A 15,366-nucleotide genomic window follows, 5' to 3' on the forward strand; every position below is an offset into this window, starting at 1 on the left:
AGGCTTATGATAGGTTGGCGGCCGGAACTCGGATCTAGAAAGGTGAGAACATGCGCTACGTTCAATTGCGAGCCTTTCACCAGGTGGCGATATCAGGCGGGTTTTCACGTGCCGCGGAAGCGCTGTTCCTGACGCAGCCGGCAATTTCGGACCAGGTGCGCAAGCTCGAGGAAGAATATGACGTGCTGCTGTTCAACCGGAACAAGAAGCAGGTCACGCTGACCCATTCGGGCCAGAAGCTGCTCGAAATTACCCACCGCATGTTCGACACCGAGCAGCAGGCGCTCGAGCTTCTGACGGAATCGCGCGCCCTGCGCTCCGGCACGCTGCGCATCGTCGCCGACGCCGCGCATCATCTGCTTCACATCCTCGGCAGTTTTCGCGCGCGCTATCCCGGCGTCCAGGTTTCGCTGCGCGCCGGCAACACCGAGACGGTAATCAGCAGCCTCTACAGCTATGATGCCGACATCGGCGTGCTGGGCGAGGTGCCGACCGGACGCGACTTCGAGGTGCTGAAACTCAATTCGACGCCGATCATCGCTTTTGCGTCCGTCGATCATCCGCTGTCGGGCAAGAAATCATTGAGCCTCAAGCAACTCGCGCAGGAATCGCTGGTCATGCGGGAGCGCGGCTCCAAGACGCGCCAGAAGCTCGAGGATCTGGCCGCGGCATCGAAGGTCGAACTCAGGCCGGTGATCGAGGCGGAAGGCCGTGAAGCCGTCCGCGAGATCGTCGCCTCGGGTGCCGGCATCGGCTTTGTCTCGGCGGCCGAATTCGGCCAGGATTCGCGGCTGGCTGCGATCGCGCTCGACGCGCCTGAGACCTTGATGGACGAAGCGCTGATCTGCCTGCGCGAACGCAGCGGCGGCAAGCTGGTGCGCGCCTTCCTCGACATGGCGCGTTCGATGTCGGCGGATTAGGCGGCGGCCCTGATCTCCTCCACATCCGCTTTCACCCGTTCCGACTTCGGATCGTAAGGGGTGCGCAAATGTGCCGTGGCCGCGTGGCGAACGCCAGCAAGATCGATCTCGAAACGGCCGCTAGCCAGAAACGCAGCGTCGACGCCCGCCTCGTTCTCGATCAGCCCGAGCGCCACCGAGCGGCCAAGCGTGTGACCGTAGGCGGCCGAGCGGACCTCGCCGACGGGCTTGCCGTCGCGCAGGATCAGCTCGCCGCCCCACAGTATCGGCTCGGCATGGTCGAGCGTGAACAGTACGATGCGTTTTGCCGGCGCCGTTGACGGCTCGGCCTCGACCAGCGCGTCACGGCCGATGAAGCCACCCGGTTTGTCCATGGCGACGGCGAAGCCAAGCCCCGCCTGCCAGGGGGTAATGTCAGGCGTCAACTCACGGCCCCAGGCGCGAAAACCCTTTTCGATGCGCAAGGCATCAAGCGCGTAGTAGCCGGCGTCCAGGAGGCCGAATTCGCCGCCAGCCTCGTGCAGCGCCTCGTAGACGCCGACGGCGAATTCCGTCGGCACGATCAGCTCCCAGCCGAGCTCGCCGACATAGGTCATGCGGTTGGCGTAGGCGGTAGCGTAGCCGATATCGATCTCGCGGATGGTGGCGAAGGGGAAGCCGGCGTTGGAAAGATCGGCCGACGACAATTTGCCCAGGAGATCGCGCGAGCGCGGCCCCATCAGCGCCAGCACCGCGTAGGACGAGGTGACGTCGGTCACGATGGCATGTGCGTCCGGTGGGATGTTCCTGGCGATCCAGTCGGCGTCGTGGACCGCTTGCGCCGAACCGGTGACGATGAGGAATTTTTGCGCACCAAGTCGCATTACGGTGAGATCGCTTTCGTACCCGCCGCGCGCGTTGAGCACGCCCGTGTAAACGGATGTACCGACCGGTACATCGACATTGCCGGCGCAGATGCGGTTGAGCAGGGCACAGGCGTCGCGGCCCTGCACGAGAAGCTTGGCGAAAGAGGTCTGGTCGAATACGGCAACAGCCTCGCGCGTCGCCTTCATTTCGCGCTTGACTGCCTCATGCCAGTTCTGGCGGCCGAAGGCATAATCGTTCCCGGCCCTCTCTCCCGGGGCCGCGAACCAGTTGGCGCGCTCCCAGCCCATCTTGGAACCGAAGCAGGCGCCCCTGGCGGCCAGCCGGTCGTAGAGCGGCGAGCGGCGGAAGGGTCGGGCGGTGTCCAGCTCGCGGTTCGGCCACGGCATGGCGTAATGCAAACCGAGCGTCTCCTTGACGCGATCATGCAGCCAGCGCGGATTGTTGTTGAAGGCGGCGAAGCGCCTGATATCGACAGGCCACAAATCCATGGTCGGCGCGCCGTTGACGATCCACTCGGCCAGCGCCTTGCCGGCACCGCCGGCGCTGGCGATGCCCATCGAGTTAAAGCCGGCGCCAACATAGAAATTCTTCAGCTCCGGCGCCTCGCCGAGGAGAAAATTGTTGTCGGGCGTAAAGCTTTCGGGACCGTTGTAGAACTTCTTGACCTCGGCTTGCGCCAGTTGCGGCACGCGCACCAGCGCGTTTTCCATCAGAATCTCGAACTGATCCCAATCGTCCGGCAGCAGCGCGAACTCGAAATTCTCGGGGATGCCGTTCATGCCCCACGGCTTGGCATGCGGTTCGAAGCCGCCCATGACCAGCCCGCCGACCTCTTCCTTGAAATAGATGAAGCCGTCCGGATCGCGCATGACGGGCAGGTCCGGATGCACACCCTCGATCCGGCCCGTGACGATGTACATGTGCTCGGCCGAATGCAGCGGCACCGAAACACCGCACATCAGCCCGACCTTACGCGCCCACTGGCCGGCGCAGTTGACGACGATCTCGGCGGCGATGTCGCCACGGTCGGTCTCGACACCGCAGGCGACGCCGTTTCTCACCGTGATGCCGGTGACCTTGACGCGCTCGAATATCCTCGCGCCGCGATTGCGCGCGCCCTTGGCGAGCGATTGCGTGAGATCGGTCGGATTGGCCTTGCCGTCGCCAGGCAGCCAGACCGCGCCGACCAGATCGTCCGTCGCCATGACCGGCCACAGATCGCCGGCTTCGCTCGGCGAGATGACATCGATCTCAACCCCTTGCGCACGCGCCGACGCAGCCGTGCGCTTCAGCACCGTCATGCGGTCGGCGGTGCGCGCCACCGACAGCGAGCCGCAATTCTTCCAGCCGGTCGCGAGACCGGTCTCGGCCTCCAGTTCGCCATAGAGTTGAGTGGAGTACCTGATCAGGCTGGTCATGTTGGAATGGCTGCGCAATTGCCCGACCAGGCCCGCGGCATGCCAGGTGGTGCCGCCGCTGAGCTGCCCCTGTTCAAGCAGGACGACGTCGGCCCAGCCAAGCTTCGTCAGGTGATAAGCGACGGAGCAGCCGATGATGCCGCCGCCGACGATCACGACGCGTGCCTGCGTGGGAAATTCATGTGCCATGAGGGGTTCCGCCATCTTGAGGGATGGTCGGCAAGCTAACACAGGAAAGTCAAATATCAAGCCAAAAAGTCACAAAATATCACATCAAGATGCGATGATCAGTTCCGGCCCTTTTTGTAAAAGCGCGTCGGCAAGCGCAGTTTGCGGCCGGGCGTCGACGATAACGCCGGCGGCGCGGTCGAAATTCGGAATCCTGAGCGGCGTCAGCTTGCCGAACTTGCTGCTGTCGAGGACGAAATAGGTTTTGCCGGCGAGCGCGATCATGCGGCCGCGCTGCTCGGCACCGGCCCTGGTGAAATCGGTCACCTCGCCATTCAGCGACAACGCGCCGCCGCCGAGAAAGGCGATGTCGACGCGAAAGCGCGCCATTGCATCGAGCGCATCGATGCCGGAAGCGGCCTCCTCGCCTGGGTCGACTTCACCGCCCAGTATGTGCACGCGCATGCCGGGCACATGGCACAGATGCAGTGCAATCTTCAGGCTGGTCGTGCAGATGGTGAGATCGCGCAGGTCGTTCATGGCCTGCGCGACGGCCAAGGTGGTGGTGCCGGAATCGAGGAACACCACCATACCGCTGCTGACAAGGCCGGCCGCCGCCCTGCCGATCGCCGCCTTGCCACGCGCATTCTCCCGGCTGCGCAGGCCCATCGCCGGCTCGCTCGGCTCGAAGCGAGCGGCGCCGCCATGCACGATGCCGAGCCGTCCCTGGTCTGAAAGCAGCTTCAGGTCGCGGCGGATGGTCTCGCGCGAGACGTCGAAAAAGCCGGCCAGTTCGGCGACGCTGACCGAGCCCTGGGCACCCAGGCGCCTCAGGATCTCGTCATGGCGGCGAGGAGCAAGGGCACGTGCCGGCAGACGGCTGTCGGGGGACATGAAGAACCTCATATCGAACGAATGATGTTGCGATATGTGGCAGTGAACCGGCCGGGAGGCAACCGCGAGGACGGCGTGGCCATAGTCGATCGATAAGGTCTGGCCCTGTTCGGGTGCTGACCCAGCGTCAGCGTCCGCGCAGGCTTTGCAGATTGTGCACGTGGACGTGGTCGCCGGCCGCCACGGCAGCCGTCAGGCGGCCGATCGCCTCGCCGTATTTGCGTATGGTGGAGCCGGCGGCCAGGTCGTGCAACGCCAGCTTATGACCGGCTTGCAACGCGGCGCCGGCCTTGAGGACAACCCCCTCGCGGGCGCCTCGCGTCGTCACTTCGGCGCCTGCCTCGACCGGTTCCACGAGGACAGCCACGTCGTCGTCAGCGTGCAGCACTATGGCTCCAGGCTTGGTCATGCGCCGGCAAGCCGGACCTGGACGCCGGTCGCGTCTTCGCGCAACTTCAGCACGGCGCCAACATCCTTGCCGGCCATGCCGGCGTCCATCGCCTCCCTGAGCACGGCAAGCGTGGCGCCCCCGACCGGCGTCTCGACGCCGAGCGCATCATTCATCGCCAGGGCAAGCCGGCAATCCTTGTGGGCGAGCTTGACCATGAAGCCTGGCTCGAAGTCGCCCTTGAGCGCGCGATTGTGCATCGCCACCGCCAATTGCTGGTTCCAGGCCATCGTCGTCTTCAGCACGTTGATCATGGTGTCGAGCGTCAGGCCCGCCTTGGCGCCGGCGACCAGCGCCTCGGAGCTGGCCGTTATCAGCACGCTGGCCAGCAGGTTGTTGGTGAGCTTCATTGCCTGCCCCATGCCGAGCCCGCCGCAATGGATGAGGTCGGCCCCCATGCTCGACAGGATCGGGCGCGCGCGCTCCAGCACGGCGGCATCGCCGCCGATCATCAGCGTCGAGGTTCCGGCGATGGCGTGCTCCACCGTCTTGCCAACAGGGCTGTCGATCATGTCCACGCCGCGTTGCGCCAGCCATGCGCCGATACGCTGGGTGGTCTGCGGGTCGATCGTGCTCATGTCGATATAGAGGCTGCCGGCCCTGAGGCCATGCCCGATGCCGTCGGCACCGAGCACGGCGGCCTCCACATCAGGCGCATCCGGCAGCATGGTGATGACGATTTCCGATTGCTGCGCAACCTCGCGCGGCGACGCCGCCGCCCGGGCGCCGGCGTCGACGAGTTTTTTCACCGCCACGGGGTTGAGGTCGAAGACCGTCAGCGCATGTCCTGCCTTGAGCACGTTGCGGGCCATGGGTGCGCCCATGGTTCCAAGTCCGACAAAACCGACTGACGTCATGGATCAACTTCCTTCCCTGAATGACTCTGCTGCGAATGCGCGTGCCCCCCGAACTCCTCAGGACGGCACTTTCCACTGGTCGAGCTGCCATGCCGGCAGGCCACGCAGATCCTTGGCATTCTTGTCGGTGAAGCCGCTTTCGTCCGGCACCTTGCCCGTGCCCTCATAGGCTTTCTGAAGCAGCGGCGCCGCCTTGCCGAAGGCGGCCTTGACCTGGTCCCAGCTCAGCGCCTCAGGAATCATCTTGCCGGCAACCATGAACTGGGAGATCTGGCTGATCGCCGCCGCATCGCCTTCGGTCGGCCAGATCCAGCCGCGCTGGAAAAGCACCTCGTCGCCGATGACCTTGGCGCCCAGCGCAGGATCGAGCCCCCAATATTTGACAACTGACTGCGAGATCTCCCGCGGGTCGATCTTCTGGAGATCGGCAAGCGCGCGTTGCGCGGCCGTCAGGAAGGCCTGGCCGAGCGCGGCATCGTCGCCGACGATGCGGTCGCTGCAGATCCAGAAGGAACGGTGCAAATAGTAGCCGTCGGGGTAGAATTTCGACTTCTTGACTCCGGGCAGCATGTGGCCTTCGCCCTCGCCCGCGGGTCCGCTGTAGCCGGCCTCGGTATAGCCGAACGAATTCATGATCCCGGTGAGGCCGGTTTCGGCATTCGCCTTGAGGAAGGCCGGGTAGATCACCACCGACGCGTCCATGCCCTCCGGGAGGGACGCGGCAACGGCCTGGGTCGGCGTGTTGACGATGTTGATGCCGAAGGCGCGCGGGTCGGCGTCGCCCAGTTCCTGCAGCAGCATTTGCGAGAGCGCGTTGTAGGGGTCGCCGCCGACAAGCGCGCCGACGGTCTTGCCCTTGAGGTCGCCGATGTTCTTGATAGCGGAGCCCTTGCGGGTCGCCAGCACCATGCGCATGTGGCCCTCGCCGACGGTGAGGATGTTGATCGGCTGCGCCTGCGAAAGCAGCCGCACGATCGGCGTGTTGCCCCACATGCCGATGTCGAGATCGCCGGAGACGAAAGCCTCCACCATCGGCAGCGCGGAAGGATAGTCGCGCCAGTCGACTGTCAGGTCGTAGCCGAGTTCGGCGGCCGCCTTCTCGAGCAGCTTTTCGTTGATCATGCGTTGCGTCAGCGGCGAGTTGCCGGCCGCGTAGGGCTGGCGGCCGATTGAGACCTTGGCCGGCTTGCGGTCCTGCGCCCGCACGATCGATGGCATGGCCAGCGCGGCAGCCGCGGCACCACTCAGGACTGCGCGTCGGTTGAATGCGGTTTCCAGAAGTTTCCTCATGACAATCCTCTCCCTGTTGTCGTTTCAGTTCATCGTTGCGCGGTAAGCCTCTTCGCGGATCAGTTCCCAGATCGATTGGCTGAGCCTGGCGAAATCGCCGGAGCGCCGCGTCTCGTCGCCGCGCGGCCTGGGCAGGTCGATGTCGATGACCTGCTTCAGGCGACCCGGATGGCTGCTTAGCACCGCGACCCGGTCGGCCAGGAACACCGCCTCGTCTATGGCGTGCGTGATGAAGACGACCGTCCGCCGCTCGGCAGCGGGGCGGTCCTGCCCCCAGATGCGCAGCAATTCGTCTTGCAGGATGACGCGGGTCTGCGCGTCCAGCGCCGCTAGCGGTTCGTCCATCAGCAGGATTTCCGGCTCGTTCGCCATCAGGCGCGCCAGTGCCACGCGCTGGCGCATGCCGCCCGATAGCTGGTGCGGGTACTTGTCCTCGGAGCCGGTCAGGCCGACCATTTCGACGGTGCGGTTGACGCGGTCGGCGCGCTGCGCGGGCGAAAGCCCTCGCCCGGCCGGCCCATAGATCAATCCGAACTCGACATTGCCGCGCACGGTGCGCCAGGGAAACAGGGCATAGTCCTGGAACATCACGCCGCGTTCGGCCCCCGGTCCTTCGATCGGCCTGCCGTTCAGGCTCATCGTACCCGACGTCGGCCTGTCGAGGCCGGCGAGCATGTTGAGAACGGTCGTCTTGCCGCATCCGGATGGGCCGACGATAGCCATGAACTCGCCGGCCTTGATGTCCAGCGACAGGCTGTCGACCGCCACCACGGAGGCAGATTCCCCGAAGGATTTGCTGACGCCGTCGAGGCGGATCTTGGCATCGCTCATGGCTGGCTCCACGGCACGGCGAAGGCGAGTGCGGCACGCAGGATGCGGTCGAGCGCGAAGGCCACGATGCCGACCGCGATCATGCAGACCACCATGCCGTTGAGGTTGATCGAATAGGCGTAGAAGACGAACATCATCTGGCCGATGCCGCCGCTGCTGCCGGACTTGGCGCCGACCGCAAGTTCGGCGGCAATGATCGCCGTCCAGGCGATGCCGAGGCCGATGCGCATGCCGACCAGAATGGATGGCAAGGCGGCCGGCAGCAGCACCACCCGCATCCGCGTCAGCGGCGCCAGCCCCATGGTCAGCGCGGCGCGCATCAGACTGGGCTCGATACGCTTCACGCCCGAGATGGTGTTGATCAGGATCGGGAAGAAGGCGGCATAGGCAACGATGGCGACAGCTGCCCCGGAGCCCGAGCCCAACCAGAGGATAACCAGGGGCAGGATGGCAAGTGCCGCTATCGGCCGGAAGGTCTCGACCAGCGGATCGAGATTGCGCTCGACGGCCGGCATGCTGCCCATGGCGATGCCAAGCGGGATCGCCAACAGGGCCGCCGCCGCGAAGCCGGCGAAGACCCGTCCGAGGCTGGTGGCGAGACCGGCCACGAGATCGCCGTCGCGCAGCATGGAAATGGCCGTTTCGGCCACCGTGCTGGGGCGTGGCGCCTGGGCGGAGCCGGACGCGAGAGCTTCCCAGACGACCAGCAGCAGCACGGGAACGATGAGGCGAAGCGCAAACCTGTTCATCGCGCCACCTCCGTCCGCGCCCACGGAGTCAAGACATCAGAGAGCCAGCGCAACCCCTTGTCCGTCAGGAAGCCGAGCAGGCCGATGGCGACGATGAAAGCCATCACCGTCGGCGTCAACAGCATGCTGCGGTAGTATTCGATGGCGTAACCGAGGCCGTTCGGCGCTCCTACCAGTTCGGCAGCGACGACGGCGGTCCACGAGGCCGCCACCGCAAGCCGCGCCGAGACCAGGATCGCCGGCAGCGCCGCCGGAACGATGACGCGCCGCATGATCGCCCGCCCGGACAGGCCCATCGTGCTGGCCGCCGCGACGAGCCGCCTGTCGACGGCGGCGGCGCCCGCGGCGGTGCCGATCAGCAGCGGGAAGAAGGCGGTATAGAACATGATGAACAGCGGCAGCCGATGGCCGATGCCGAACATGTAGAGCGCAAGCGGTATCCATGCGATGCCGGCTATCGGCCGCAGGATCTCCACCGGCAGTTCGAGCAGATCGTTCCAGAGCCGGCTGCGGCCCATCAGCAGCCCGAGCGGCACCGACACGGCGGCGGCCGCCGCGACGCTTGCCAGCAGCCGGGCCAGACTGATCCCTGCATTGCCGAGCAGTTCGCCGTTGAGGGCCGTATCGCGTAGCGCAAGCGCAACCGCGACCGGCGACGGCAAGAGCAGCTTCGAAGGCACGAACAACGAGCCGACATACCAGGCAAGGACGAACAGGCCCATCGTGCGCAAATACACGAACAGGCTGGTCAGGCGCGCAAAGCGCATTGTCCTTTGGCTGGCATCGTTCGAGGGGATAGCCGTCACAACGAGCCCCGCACGCGGGTCGGAACTTCGAGCCCTTCCCCCAAAATCTCGCCGAAGGTGAGGGTGCCGCCAGCGACATCGAGGATGGTCGCCAGCAGCCGGTTCGCCGCTTCGGCGACGGTTTCGGTCCCCTCCGAAACCGGGCTGGCGTCGAAATCGATCTGCTCAGGCAGCCGGCGAGCCGTCTCGCGCCGCGCCGTGATCTTGATCGTCGGCGCGAGCGCGCTCGCGGTGCTGTTGCCTGGTCCGGTTGTGAACAGCATGATCTGGGCACCGGCCGCGGCGAAGCCTGTCATCGATTCCGGCGAGAAGGACGGGCCGTCCATGAGGTAAAGGCCGCCGGCGGTGACCGGTTCGGCCATGCCGAGCACGCCGTCGATGCGGCAAGTTCCCGTCTTGGCCAGGGCGCCGAGCGACTTCTCCTCGATCGTGCTCAACCCGCCGCGTATATTCTCCTCGCCCGGATTGTTGCCGGTCAGGCTGTGGCCGGAAGCGGCGGCGAAGCCTTCCTTGCGCTCCACGGCCTGCAGGATCTGTCGTGCCACCGTTGCATCGCGAGCGCGCGCCGCGAGTATATGTTCTGCCCCCAGCCACTCGACGGTCTCACCGACAATGACGGTGCCGCCATGCGAAACCAGAAGATCGACCGCGGCCCCCACGACCGGATTGCTGACCAGACCCGACGTCGCGTCAGAATGGCCGCATTCGATGCCGACCACCAGCTGCGCGCCGGGCAAGGTCTCGCGCCGGATCCGCGAAGCCTCGCGCAGCAACGCCGCACCGCGCCTGATGCCCTCGCCCATGACCGACAGCATGTCCTCATGCTGCTCGGCGAAGGAAACGCTGGCGACCGGCTTGCCGCAAGCCGAAATGCGGGCCGCGACCATCTCGGTCGTCGCCGAATCCACTCCGACCACCAGAACGGCGGCGGCGTTCGGATTGCGGCCGAGACCGACAAGTTGATCAAGGTGCAGGCCGAGGTCCGGCTCGATGTGCCCCCTGCCCGCGCTCGTCGCGGCCAGAAGCGCGCCTTCGAGACCCGCCGCGATTCGCTCGCTGACACGCAGCGCCAAACCATTGATGCACAGGATCAGCACATAATTGCGGATTCCGGCGCGGCCATCGACCCGCCTGTAGCCACTGAATGGCGGCAGGCCGTCGATTTTGTCGGCACCGGAGGCAGGCAGTGGCATTGGCGTTTCCAAACGGTCGCGAGCGTGGCAATCTCTTCAAATCTCAATATTTGATCAAATGTCGCCTTGGCAAGGGCAAAATTGACTTCTTTCGATCGCCGTGCGAGCAATATTTGCTCAAATCAGGGTAGGCTTGGATGCATGGCGCGTATTCCCGACGTTCAGAAGCTTCTTCGAGACGACATCGTTTCCGGAGCCATTCCATTCGGGGCAAGGCTGAGGATCGACGATCTCGCCGGCCGCTATGGCGTAAGCCACATGCCGGTCCGCGAGGCCTTGCGCGCCTTGAGCGGCACGGGACTGGTCGTGCTGGAACCCAATCGCGGTGCCAGCGTCAGGACGGTCCACATGTCGTTTGTGATCGACCTGTTCGATATCCGCAGCGCCGTCGAAACGATGCTGGCACGGCGCGCCAGCGAAAGGCGCACCGCCGAGCACCTGCGCGATCTGAAGGCCGCGCAGGACATGCTTGAGCAAAGAGTGGCCAGCGACGACTTCCTTGCCGTCCCACATGCCAACAACATCTTTCACGGCGTCATAAACGAGGCGGCCGGCAATCCGGGCGCGCTGTCGATGGTGGATCGCAACTGGCTGCTGGTGGCGGCGATCTGGCAACGCTACGGCTATGACGAGGGGCGCTTCCATGGCGTCATCGACGATCATCGCCACATCATCCGGGCCATAGAGCGCCAGGATGCCGGCTCGGCGGCGACCTTGATGGGCGCGCATATCGAAAAGGCCAAACACGACCTCCTGGCGCGCATCGCCGTCGATCCCAAACCCGATATCGGCCGGCAATGACGGCCGGGTTCGAGGTCGCGGCGTCGACGGGCGATACGCTGGGCGAATCGCCGACATGGCTGGCGCGGGGCGGAGAGCTGTTCTGGGTCGATCTGCGGCGTCCTTGCCTGCACAGGCTGCGGCCCGAGACAGGAGCGGTGACATCGTGGCCGATGCCTGAGGTCATCGGCTCGGTGGTTCCACGAGCATCGGGCGGTGTCGTCGTGGCCTTGCGGCAAGGTCTCCACGCATTTGATCCCGCCAGCGGCGCACTGAGCCTGCTGGCGCGCGTGGAGGATGGGCCGCCCGAGCATCGGCTGAACGACATGAAGTGCGATCCCGGCGGCGGCATAATCTGCGGCAGCATGTGGGACTATGGGCTGCATGCGTCCGGGGCGCTTTACCGGATCGACGCCGCCGGAAGTTCGAGCCGGATCCGCGACGGGATCGCCGTGCCCAATGCGATCGCCTTTGCCCCGGATGGCCGTACCGTCTACTTCACGGATACGCGGCAAGGCGACATAGAGCGGGCGGATTTCGACCCGGCGAGCGGATTTGTGGGGCCGTGGTCTCTGTTCGCCGACCGGCACGCGGCGCCTGGAAAGCCCGACGGCGCCACCGTCGATGCGGACGGCTTCCTCTGGAATGCGCGCTACCAAGGCGGCTCGCTGGCGCGGTTCGCGCCCGATGGCCGGCTCGACAGGCTGGTCCCTCTGCCAGTCACTCAGCCGACCTCCTGCGCCTTCGGCGGTCCAGGCCTGAAGACACTGTACGTGACGACCGCAACGCAGAAGCTGACGGAGGATCAACTGGCCAACGAGCCCCTGGCGGGTTGCCTGCTTGCACTCGACGTCGGCGTGGCGGGACTGCCGGAGCCGGCTTTTGCCGGTTAATCTCGGCTATTGCCAGCCGAGATGGCGGCCACCCGTCGCCTGCAGGTCCGCCCCGGTGATGAAGCTGCCGGCGTCGGAGCAAAGCAGCAACGCCGCTCCCGCCATCTCGCGCGCCTCGCCGGCCCGCTGCATCGGCGCGGACCCCTTCTGGATCTCCGCCCATTTGGCCGCGTCCTCGCGGCGCCAGCGATTGCGCTCGGTAACGACAAGCCCGGGCGACAGGTTGTTGATCGTCACCCCGTGTGGCGCATAATCCTTGGCAAGGTTGAATGACAGATTGTGCTGCGCGCTCTTCAGCGCGGCATAGACGGCGAGATCGGATTCGGGCCGCGTCTGGTTGATGCTGCCGATCGTCAGCACACGGCCCCAGCCATTGTCCTTCATGCCGGGCAAGGCGGCCTGCAGCAATTCGATCGTCGCCTTGAAATTGATCTGGATCTGGTGCTCGATCTGCTCGGCGGGTAGATCGAGGAAAGGCGTGCGGTACTGGATCGAGGCGCAGACGACAAGCACGTCGACACCACCCAACGCCTCGATCGCCGCCTGGACACAGCGAGCCGCCTCTCCGGCCCGAGCGAAATCAGCATCGATGGCGACGCCGCGCCTGCCCTTCCCGCGAATTTCACGGACAGCTTCGGCGGCCGCATCCGGCTGCCCGAATGCCACGTCGGCGTCGCGAGCGAAATGGACGGCCACATCGGCGCCCGCCTCGGCAAAAACCCGCACGATCTCACGGCCGATGCTGACGCTGCCGCCGGTCACCAAGGCGCGCCGGCCAGCCATCGTGAAGCGCTCGGCAAGAGCCAGCGCATTCTGGATGTCGATCTCTTCCTTTTGCACCGTCAATAGCCCAGCCTTTCCAATTTGATCACACTTTTATTTGGAGTGCTCTTCAAAACGCATTTTCAGGGAGAAATCCAGAACCAATTCTTCCATTTGATCAAATCAGGTAGGCTGAAAAGCAGCGTCCCTGGCGGCAGCGGCTAGACGAAGGCGTAGAGCCCGTCACGCGCGCTCATCGGAATTGGACAAAGATTCTAAGATTTTCGCGACAGACCGTCGCCTTCTATGGCGTTGACCAGTGTCTCGCTGCCTTGGCGCAGGTGCTGCGTCAAAACGCTGACGGCCTCGCCGGCGTCGCGTCGCCGGCAAGCGGCCAAGAGGTCGCGATGCTCCGTCTGCGAGCGGGCGCGGTAGTCGAGGTTCGACAACAGGATACGGACGTAGCGGTCGGCTGCATTATGGTGCGCCTCGATCAGGCCGAGCAATCGGCGATTGCCGCAGGCGTCATAAAGCGCCAGATGAAAGGCCCGGTTCAGCACGCCCCACCTGCCGACATTGCGCTCGGCATCGATCTGATCGAGCACCTGTTCGGCCTCGTCCAGCTTGCCGCCGGGCAGGCCGGGAATGGAGAGCCGCAGTGCCTCGCACTCGAGCAGTTCGCGCACGGCATAGATCTCGCGGATCTCGTCGCCGTCCATTCTGGCGACGTGCGCACCCTTTGTCGGGTGGATAGATACGATGCCTTCGGCCTCGAGCTGACGAAGAGCGTCCCGGATTGGCATCCGGCTGAAGCCAAACTGCTCGGCCAGATCATCCTGGCGCAACGTCGTGCCGGCCTTCAGGGTCCCGCTGGCAATGGCCTCGCGCAAGACATTGGCGACCTGCTCGGCAACCGTTTGCGGCCTCTCGATCAAGCCTTCGCCAAATCCGCGCAATCCATGCTCCCATTTCACGCATCGTCAGCTTAGGGGAAAGCTTCATTCTCGGATATAGGTATCCATGTGTACGAGAGGAGTGGCGAGCCGGCGGCGATGCGCCTGCGAAGTTGCCGCGGCGAACCTTCGGAACGGGAATGGCCAAGACAGCCGAAATCGTCGAGCGGCTGCGTTATCTCGTTGCGATGGAACTTATCTTTACGGCTACGGGGTGGAATTGCGCGGTGTCGTCGACGGCATGGGCGACGGACCGCAGCGCACCTTCGCCGCCGTGCGCTCCCTTGTCAGCCCGCTTGACGATGACCGTGAAATGAGCACGGACATGACACGGATCGCACGGATGGTGGCGGGCCCACGCGACTGACGCGCCAAGGCGCTCGGCGAGCCCATGGCCCGCGGGCCTCCTCACGCAGAAAAGGACACGCCTCTGCGGCGCATGCCTGCCTGCACGCCGTAGACGATCAGCCGTGACAGGATTTCCATGTCGGGCGGCATTCGTGGACGCCAGATATCCAAAAGCAGGGCCACGCGATGCTTGTCGGCGTTGTTTGCCACTTCGTGAGGGAACGTGTCGTCCCACAATAGACACTCGCCGTCGGCGATCCGCCTCTCCTGATGATTGATCATCATGACCGTCGCCGGACGACCATCTGCCTGTCGCGGGATCACCAGGCCGAGATGGAACCTCATTATGCCCCTGAAAGGGCCGCGATGGCTGGGAATGTGCTTGCCCGGAGCCAGGAAAGAGATCGCCGCCGACTTCACCTCAGGGCATTCTGCAAGCAGCCGGTCGAGGACCGGCATTCGCGCGAGGTTTTGGGGAACCGCGACATCGTAGGCCTTGAGCACGAACATACGCCAGTCGCGACCGTCATTGGCCGAGATGTCGGCCTGTTCAGGCATGATGTCGTGGAAGCGGGGCGCCTTGCCCACGGCAAGCGCTTCGTCGCGGATGGCCTGCCAGGCGGCCGTGAACTTGGTGGCGTTTGGAAATTCGCTGGCGGTATCGAGGATCGCCGGCGCGTCGATGCGCTTTTCGTAGATCCGCCGCACCAGACCGGATGCAAGATCGTAAACTTGAGACATTTCATGGCCTCGAGGACATCATGAAACGAATATCCGGCAATTAAGTTGCTGATCTTGTTCGGCGTATGCCTGTCAGCACGAATTCGTGACCGACGAACAGTCCCGCGATACCGCGCTTTGTTGCTGGCGTGCATCAGCGTTCAGGGGCGCGTTCGACCAGACGAAACCTGTAGCGATCCCGTATGAATTCATTGAAGAAGCGTCCCTTGGAAGAGGCGGCTTTGAAGGCAGCGTAGGTCTCGGGCTCCACGTCTTCGTAGTCATAGCGGTTTCCGCTCGGTACGAACCAGACCGAAAGCGCCCTGGTGGTGGGATCGTACTGTGTGCTGCGGATGGCCGTAGAAGGCATTGGCGTTCTCCCGGATGGATAATCCGGGGCGCAAACGGAAGTTCCAACTGTGCCGGGCAGCCCTGGCCGACAGGCCTTTCCATTCGGGAGCAGCGCAGC

Annotated in this window: 17 protein-coding genes; 4 read left to right on the forward strand and 13 right to left on the reverse strand. The window is 64.7% G+C overall.

Features of this window, described 5'->3' with window-relative positions; all coding sequences use genetic code 11:
* The first annotated feature begins 50 nt into the window (after nucleotides 1-50).
* Entirely contained in the window at nucleotides 51-920 is an 870-nt protein-coding gene (locus FJ979_RS23185; RefSeq protein WP_140583905.1) for a LysR substrate-binding domain-containing protein, read from the forward strand.
* Here the strand turns inward: FJ979_RS23185 and FJ979_RS23190 are convergent.
* The 9 genes from FJ979_RS23190 to FJ979_RS23230 form a co-directional block, all read right to left on the reverse strand.
* A complete protein-coding gene (locus tag FJ979_RS23190; protein ID WP_140583907.1) occupies nucleotides 917-3,394 on the reverse strand; it encodes an FAD-dependent oxidoreductase in 2,478 nt (825 codons plus the stop codon). The genes FJ979_RS23185 and FJ979_RS23190 overlap by 4 nt on opposite strands.
* An 84-nt stretch (nucleotides 3,395-3,478) precedes the next feature.
* Nucleotides 3,479-4,267, reverse strand: a complete 789-nt coding sequence (locus FJ979_RS23195; protein ID WP_140583909.1) for a DeoR/GlpR family DNA-binding transcription regulator — start codon at nucleotides 4,265-4,267, stop codon at nucleotides 3,479-3,481.
* Between the two features lie 127 nt (nucleotides 4,268-4,394).
* On the reverse strand, nucleotides 4,395-4,676 hold the full coding sequence (locus tag FJ979_RS23200; RefSeq protein WP_140497576.1) for a UxaA family hydrolase: 282 nt from the start codon (nucleotides 4,674-4,676) through the stop codon (nucleotides 4,395-4,397).
* Nucleotides 4,673-5,572, reverse strand: a complete 900-nt coding sequence (locus FJ979_RS23205) for an NAD(P)-dependent oxidoreductase (RefSeq protein WP_140555617.1) — start codon at nucleotides 5,570-5,572, stop codon at nucleotides 4,673-4,675. The genes FJ979_RS23200 and FJ979_RS23205 overlap by 4 nt, the downstream gene beginning before the upstream one ends.
* A 57-nt stretch (nucleotides 5,573-5,629) precedes the next feature.
* Nucleotides 5,630-6,862, reverse strand: coding sequence for a PhnD/SsuA/transferrin family substrate-binding protein (locus tag FJ979_RS23210; RefSeq protein ID WP_140497572.1), 1,233 nt, complete (start codon nucleotides 6,860-6,862; stop codon nucleotides 5,630-5,632).
* Nucleotides 6,863-6,886: 24 nt separating this feature from the next.
* Nucleotides 6,887-7,693, reverse strand: coding sequence for an ABC transporter ATP-binding protein (locus FJ979_RS23215; protein ID WP_140547458.1), 807 nt, complete (start codon nucleotides 7,691-7,693; stop codon nucleotides 6,887-6,889).
* Entirely contained in the window at nucleotides 7,690-8,442 is a 753-nt protein-coding gene (locus FJ979_RS23220; protein ID WP_140583911.1) for an ABC transporter permease, read from the reverse strand. The genes FJ979_RS23215 and FJ979_RS23220 overlap by 4 nt, the downstream gene beginning before the upstream one ends.
* On the reverse strand, nucleotides 8,439-9,209 hold the full coding sequence (locus FJ979_RS23225; RefSeq protein WP_140583913.1) for an ABC transporter permease: 771 nt from the start codon (nucleotides 9,207-9,209) through the stop codon (nucleotides 8,439-8,441). Before FJ979_RS23225 ends, FJ979_RS23220 begins: the two co-directional genes overlap by 4 nt.
* A gap of 35 nt (nucleotides 9,210-9,244) precedes the next feature.
* Nucleotides 9,245-10,441, reverse strand: a complete 1,197-nt coding sequence (locus tag FJ979_RS23230) for a UxaA family hydrolase (RefSeq protein WP_140514481.1) — start codon at nucleotides 10,439-10,441, stop codon at nucleotides 9,245-9,247.
* A 141-nt stretch (nucleotides 10,442-10,582) separates the two neighbouring features.
* On the opposite strand from FJ979_RS23230, the gene FJ979_RS23235 reads away from it, so the two are divergent.
* Nucleotides 10,583-11,242: a GntR family transcriptional regulator gene (locus FJ979_RS23235; RefSeq protein ID WP_140497561.1), complete on the forward strand. Its 660-nt coding sequence runs from the start codon at nucleotides 10,583-10,585 to the stop codon at nucleotides 11,240-11,242.
* Nucleotides 11,239-12,114: an SMP-30/gluconolactonase/LRE family protein gene (locus FJ979_RS23240; protein WP_140514479.1), complete on the forward strand. Its 876-nt coding sequence runs from the start codon at nucleotides 11,239-11,241 to the stop codon at nucleotides 12,112-12,114. The genes FJ979_RS23235 and FJ979_RS23240 overlap by 4 nt, the downstream gene beginning before the upstream one ends.
* A gap of 6 nt (nucleotides 12,115-12,120) precedes the next feature.
* Here the strand turns inward: FJ979_RS23240 and FJ979_RS23245 are convergent, their stop codons facing one another.
* Complete coding sequence (locus FJ979_RS23245; RefSeq protein WP_224519090.1) at nucleotides 12,121-12,954, reverse strand: SDR family oxidoreductase; 834 nt, start codon at nucleotides 12,952-12,954, stop codon at nucleotides 12,121-12,123.
* Between the two features lie 197 nt (nucleotides 12,955-13,151).
* Entirely contained in the window at nucleotides 13,152-13,832 is a 681-nt protein-coding gene (locus FJ979_RS23250) for a GntR family transcriptional regulator (protein WP_224655938.1), read from the reverse strand.
* 211 nt (nucleotides 13,833-14,043) lie between these two features.
* Between FJ979_RS23250 and FJ979_RS23255 the strand changes: the two genes are divergently transcribed.
* Nucleotides 14,044-14,196: a hypothetical protein gene (locus tag FJ979_RS23255; protein WP_224684637.1), complete on the forward strand. Its 153-nt coding sequence runs from the start codon at nucleotides 14,044-14,046 to the stop codon at nucleotides 14,194-14,196.
* Between the two features lie 41 nt (nucleotides 14,197-14,237).
* Here the strand turns inward: FJ979_RS23255 and FJ979_RS23260 are convergent, their stop codons facing one another.
* Together FJ979_RS23260 and FJ979_RS23265 are read right to left on the reverse strand one after the other, a co-directional pair.
* The gene (locus FJ979_RS23260) at nucleotides 14,238-14,918 is read right to left on the reverse strand and encodes an aspartyl/asparaginyl beta-hydroxylase domain-containing protein (RefSeq protein ID WP_140583915.1); all 681 of its coding nucleotides are present in this window, start codon (nucleotides 14,916-14,918) and stop codon (nucleotides 14,238-14,240) included.
* 133 nt (nucleotides 14,919-15,051) lie between these two features.
* Nucleotides 15,052-15,267: a KTSC domain-containing protein gene (locus tag FJ979_RS23265; RefSeq protein ID WP_140514471.1), complete on the reverse strand. Its 216-nt coding sequence runs from the start codon at nucleotides 15,265-15,267 to the stop codon at nucleotides 15,052-15,054.
* Nucleotides 15,268-15,366 lie beyond the last annotated feature (99 nt).

The sequence above is a fragment of the Mesorhizobium sp. B1-1-6 genome, from assembly GCF_006443035.1.
In the GTDB taxonomy this organism is placed as follows: Bacteria; Pseudomonadota; Alphaproteobacteria; order Rhizobiales; family Rhizobiaceae; genus Mesorhizobium.

Coding starts and splice junctions, on each gene's coding strand:
- FJ979_RS23185 (WP_140583905.1), top strand. CDS start 51: ATGCGCTACGTTCAATTGCGAGCCTTTCACCAGGTGGCGATATCAGGC.
- FJ979_RS23190 (WP_140583907.1), bottom strand. CDS start 3,394: ATGGCACATGAATTTCCCACGCAGGCACGCGTCGTGATCGTCGGCGGC.
- FJ979_RS23195 (WP_140583909.1), bottom strand. CDS start 4,267: ATGTCCCCCGACAGCCGTCTGCCGGCACGTGCCCTTGCTCCTCGCCGC.
- FJ979_RS23200 (WP_140497576.1), bottom strand. CDS start 4,676: ATGACCAAGCCTGGAGCCATAGTGCTGCACGCTGACGACGACGTGGCT.
- FJ979_RS23205 (WP_140555617.1), bottom strand. CDS start 5,572: ATGACGTCAGTCGGTTTTGTCGGACTTGGAACCATGGGCGCACCCATG.
- FJ979_RS23210 (WP_140497572.1), bottom strand. CDS start 6,862: ATGAGGAAACTTCTGGAAACCGCATTCAACCGACGCGCAGTCCTGAGT.
- FJ979_RS23215 (WP_140547458.1), bottom strand. CDS start 7,693: ATGAGCGATGCCAAGATCCGCCTCGACGGCGTCAGCAAATCCTTCGGG.
- FJ979_RS23220 (WP_140583911.1), bottom strand. CDS start 8,442: ATGAACAGGTTTGCGCTTCGCCTCATCGTTCCCGTGCTGCTGCTGGTC.
- FJ979_RS23225 (WP_140583913.1), bottom strand. CDS start 9,209: ATGCGCTTTGCGCGCCTGACCAGCCTGTTCGTGTATTTGCGCACGATG.
- FJ979_RS23230 (WP_140514481.1), bottom strand. CDS start 10,441: ATGCCACTGCCTGCCTCCGGTGCCGACAAAATCGACGGCCTGCCGCCA.
- FJ979_RS23235 (WP_140497561.1), top strand. CDS start 10,583: ATGGCGCGTATTCCCGACGTTCAGAAGCTTCTTCGAGACGACATCGTT.
- FJ979_RS23240 (WP_140514479.1), top strand. CDS start 11,239: ATGACGGCCGGGTTCGAGGTCGCGGCGTCGACGGGCGATACGCTGGGC.
- FJ979_RS23260 (WP_140583915.1), bottom strand. CDS start 14,918: ATGTCTCAAGTTTACGATCTTGCATCCGGTCTGGTGCGGCGGATCTAC.
- FJ979_RS23265 (WP_140514471.1), bottom strand. CDS start 15,267: ATGCCTTCTACGGCCATCCGCAGCACACAGTACGATCCCACCACCAGG.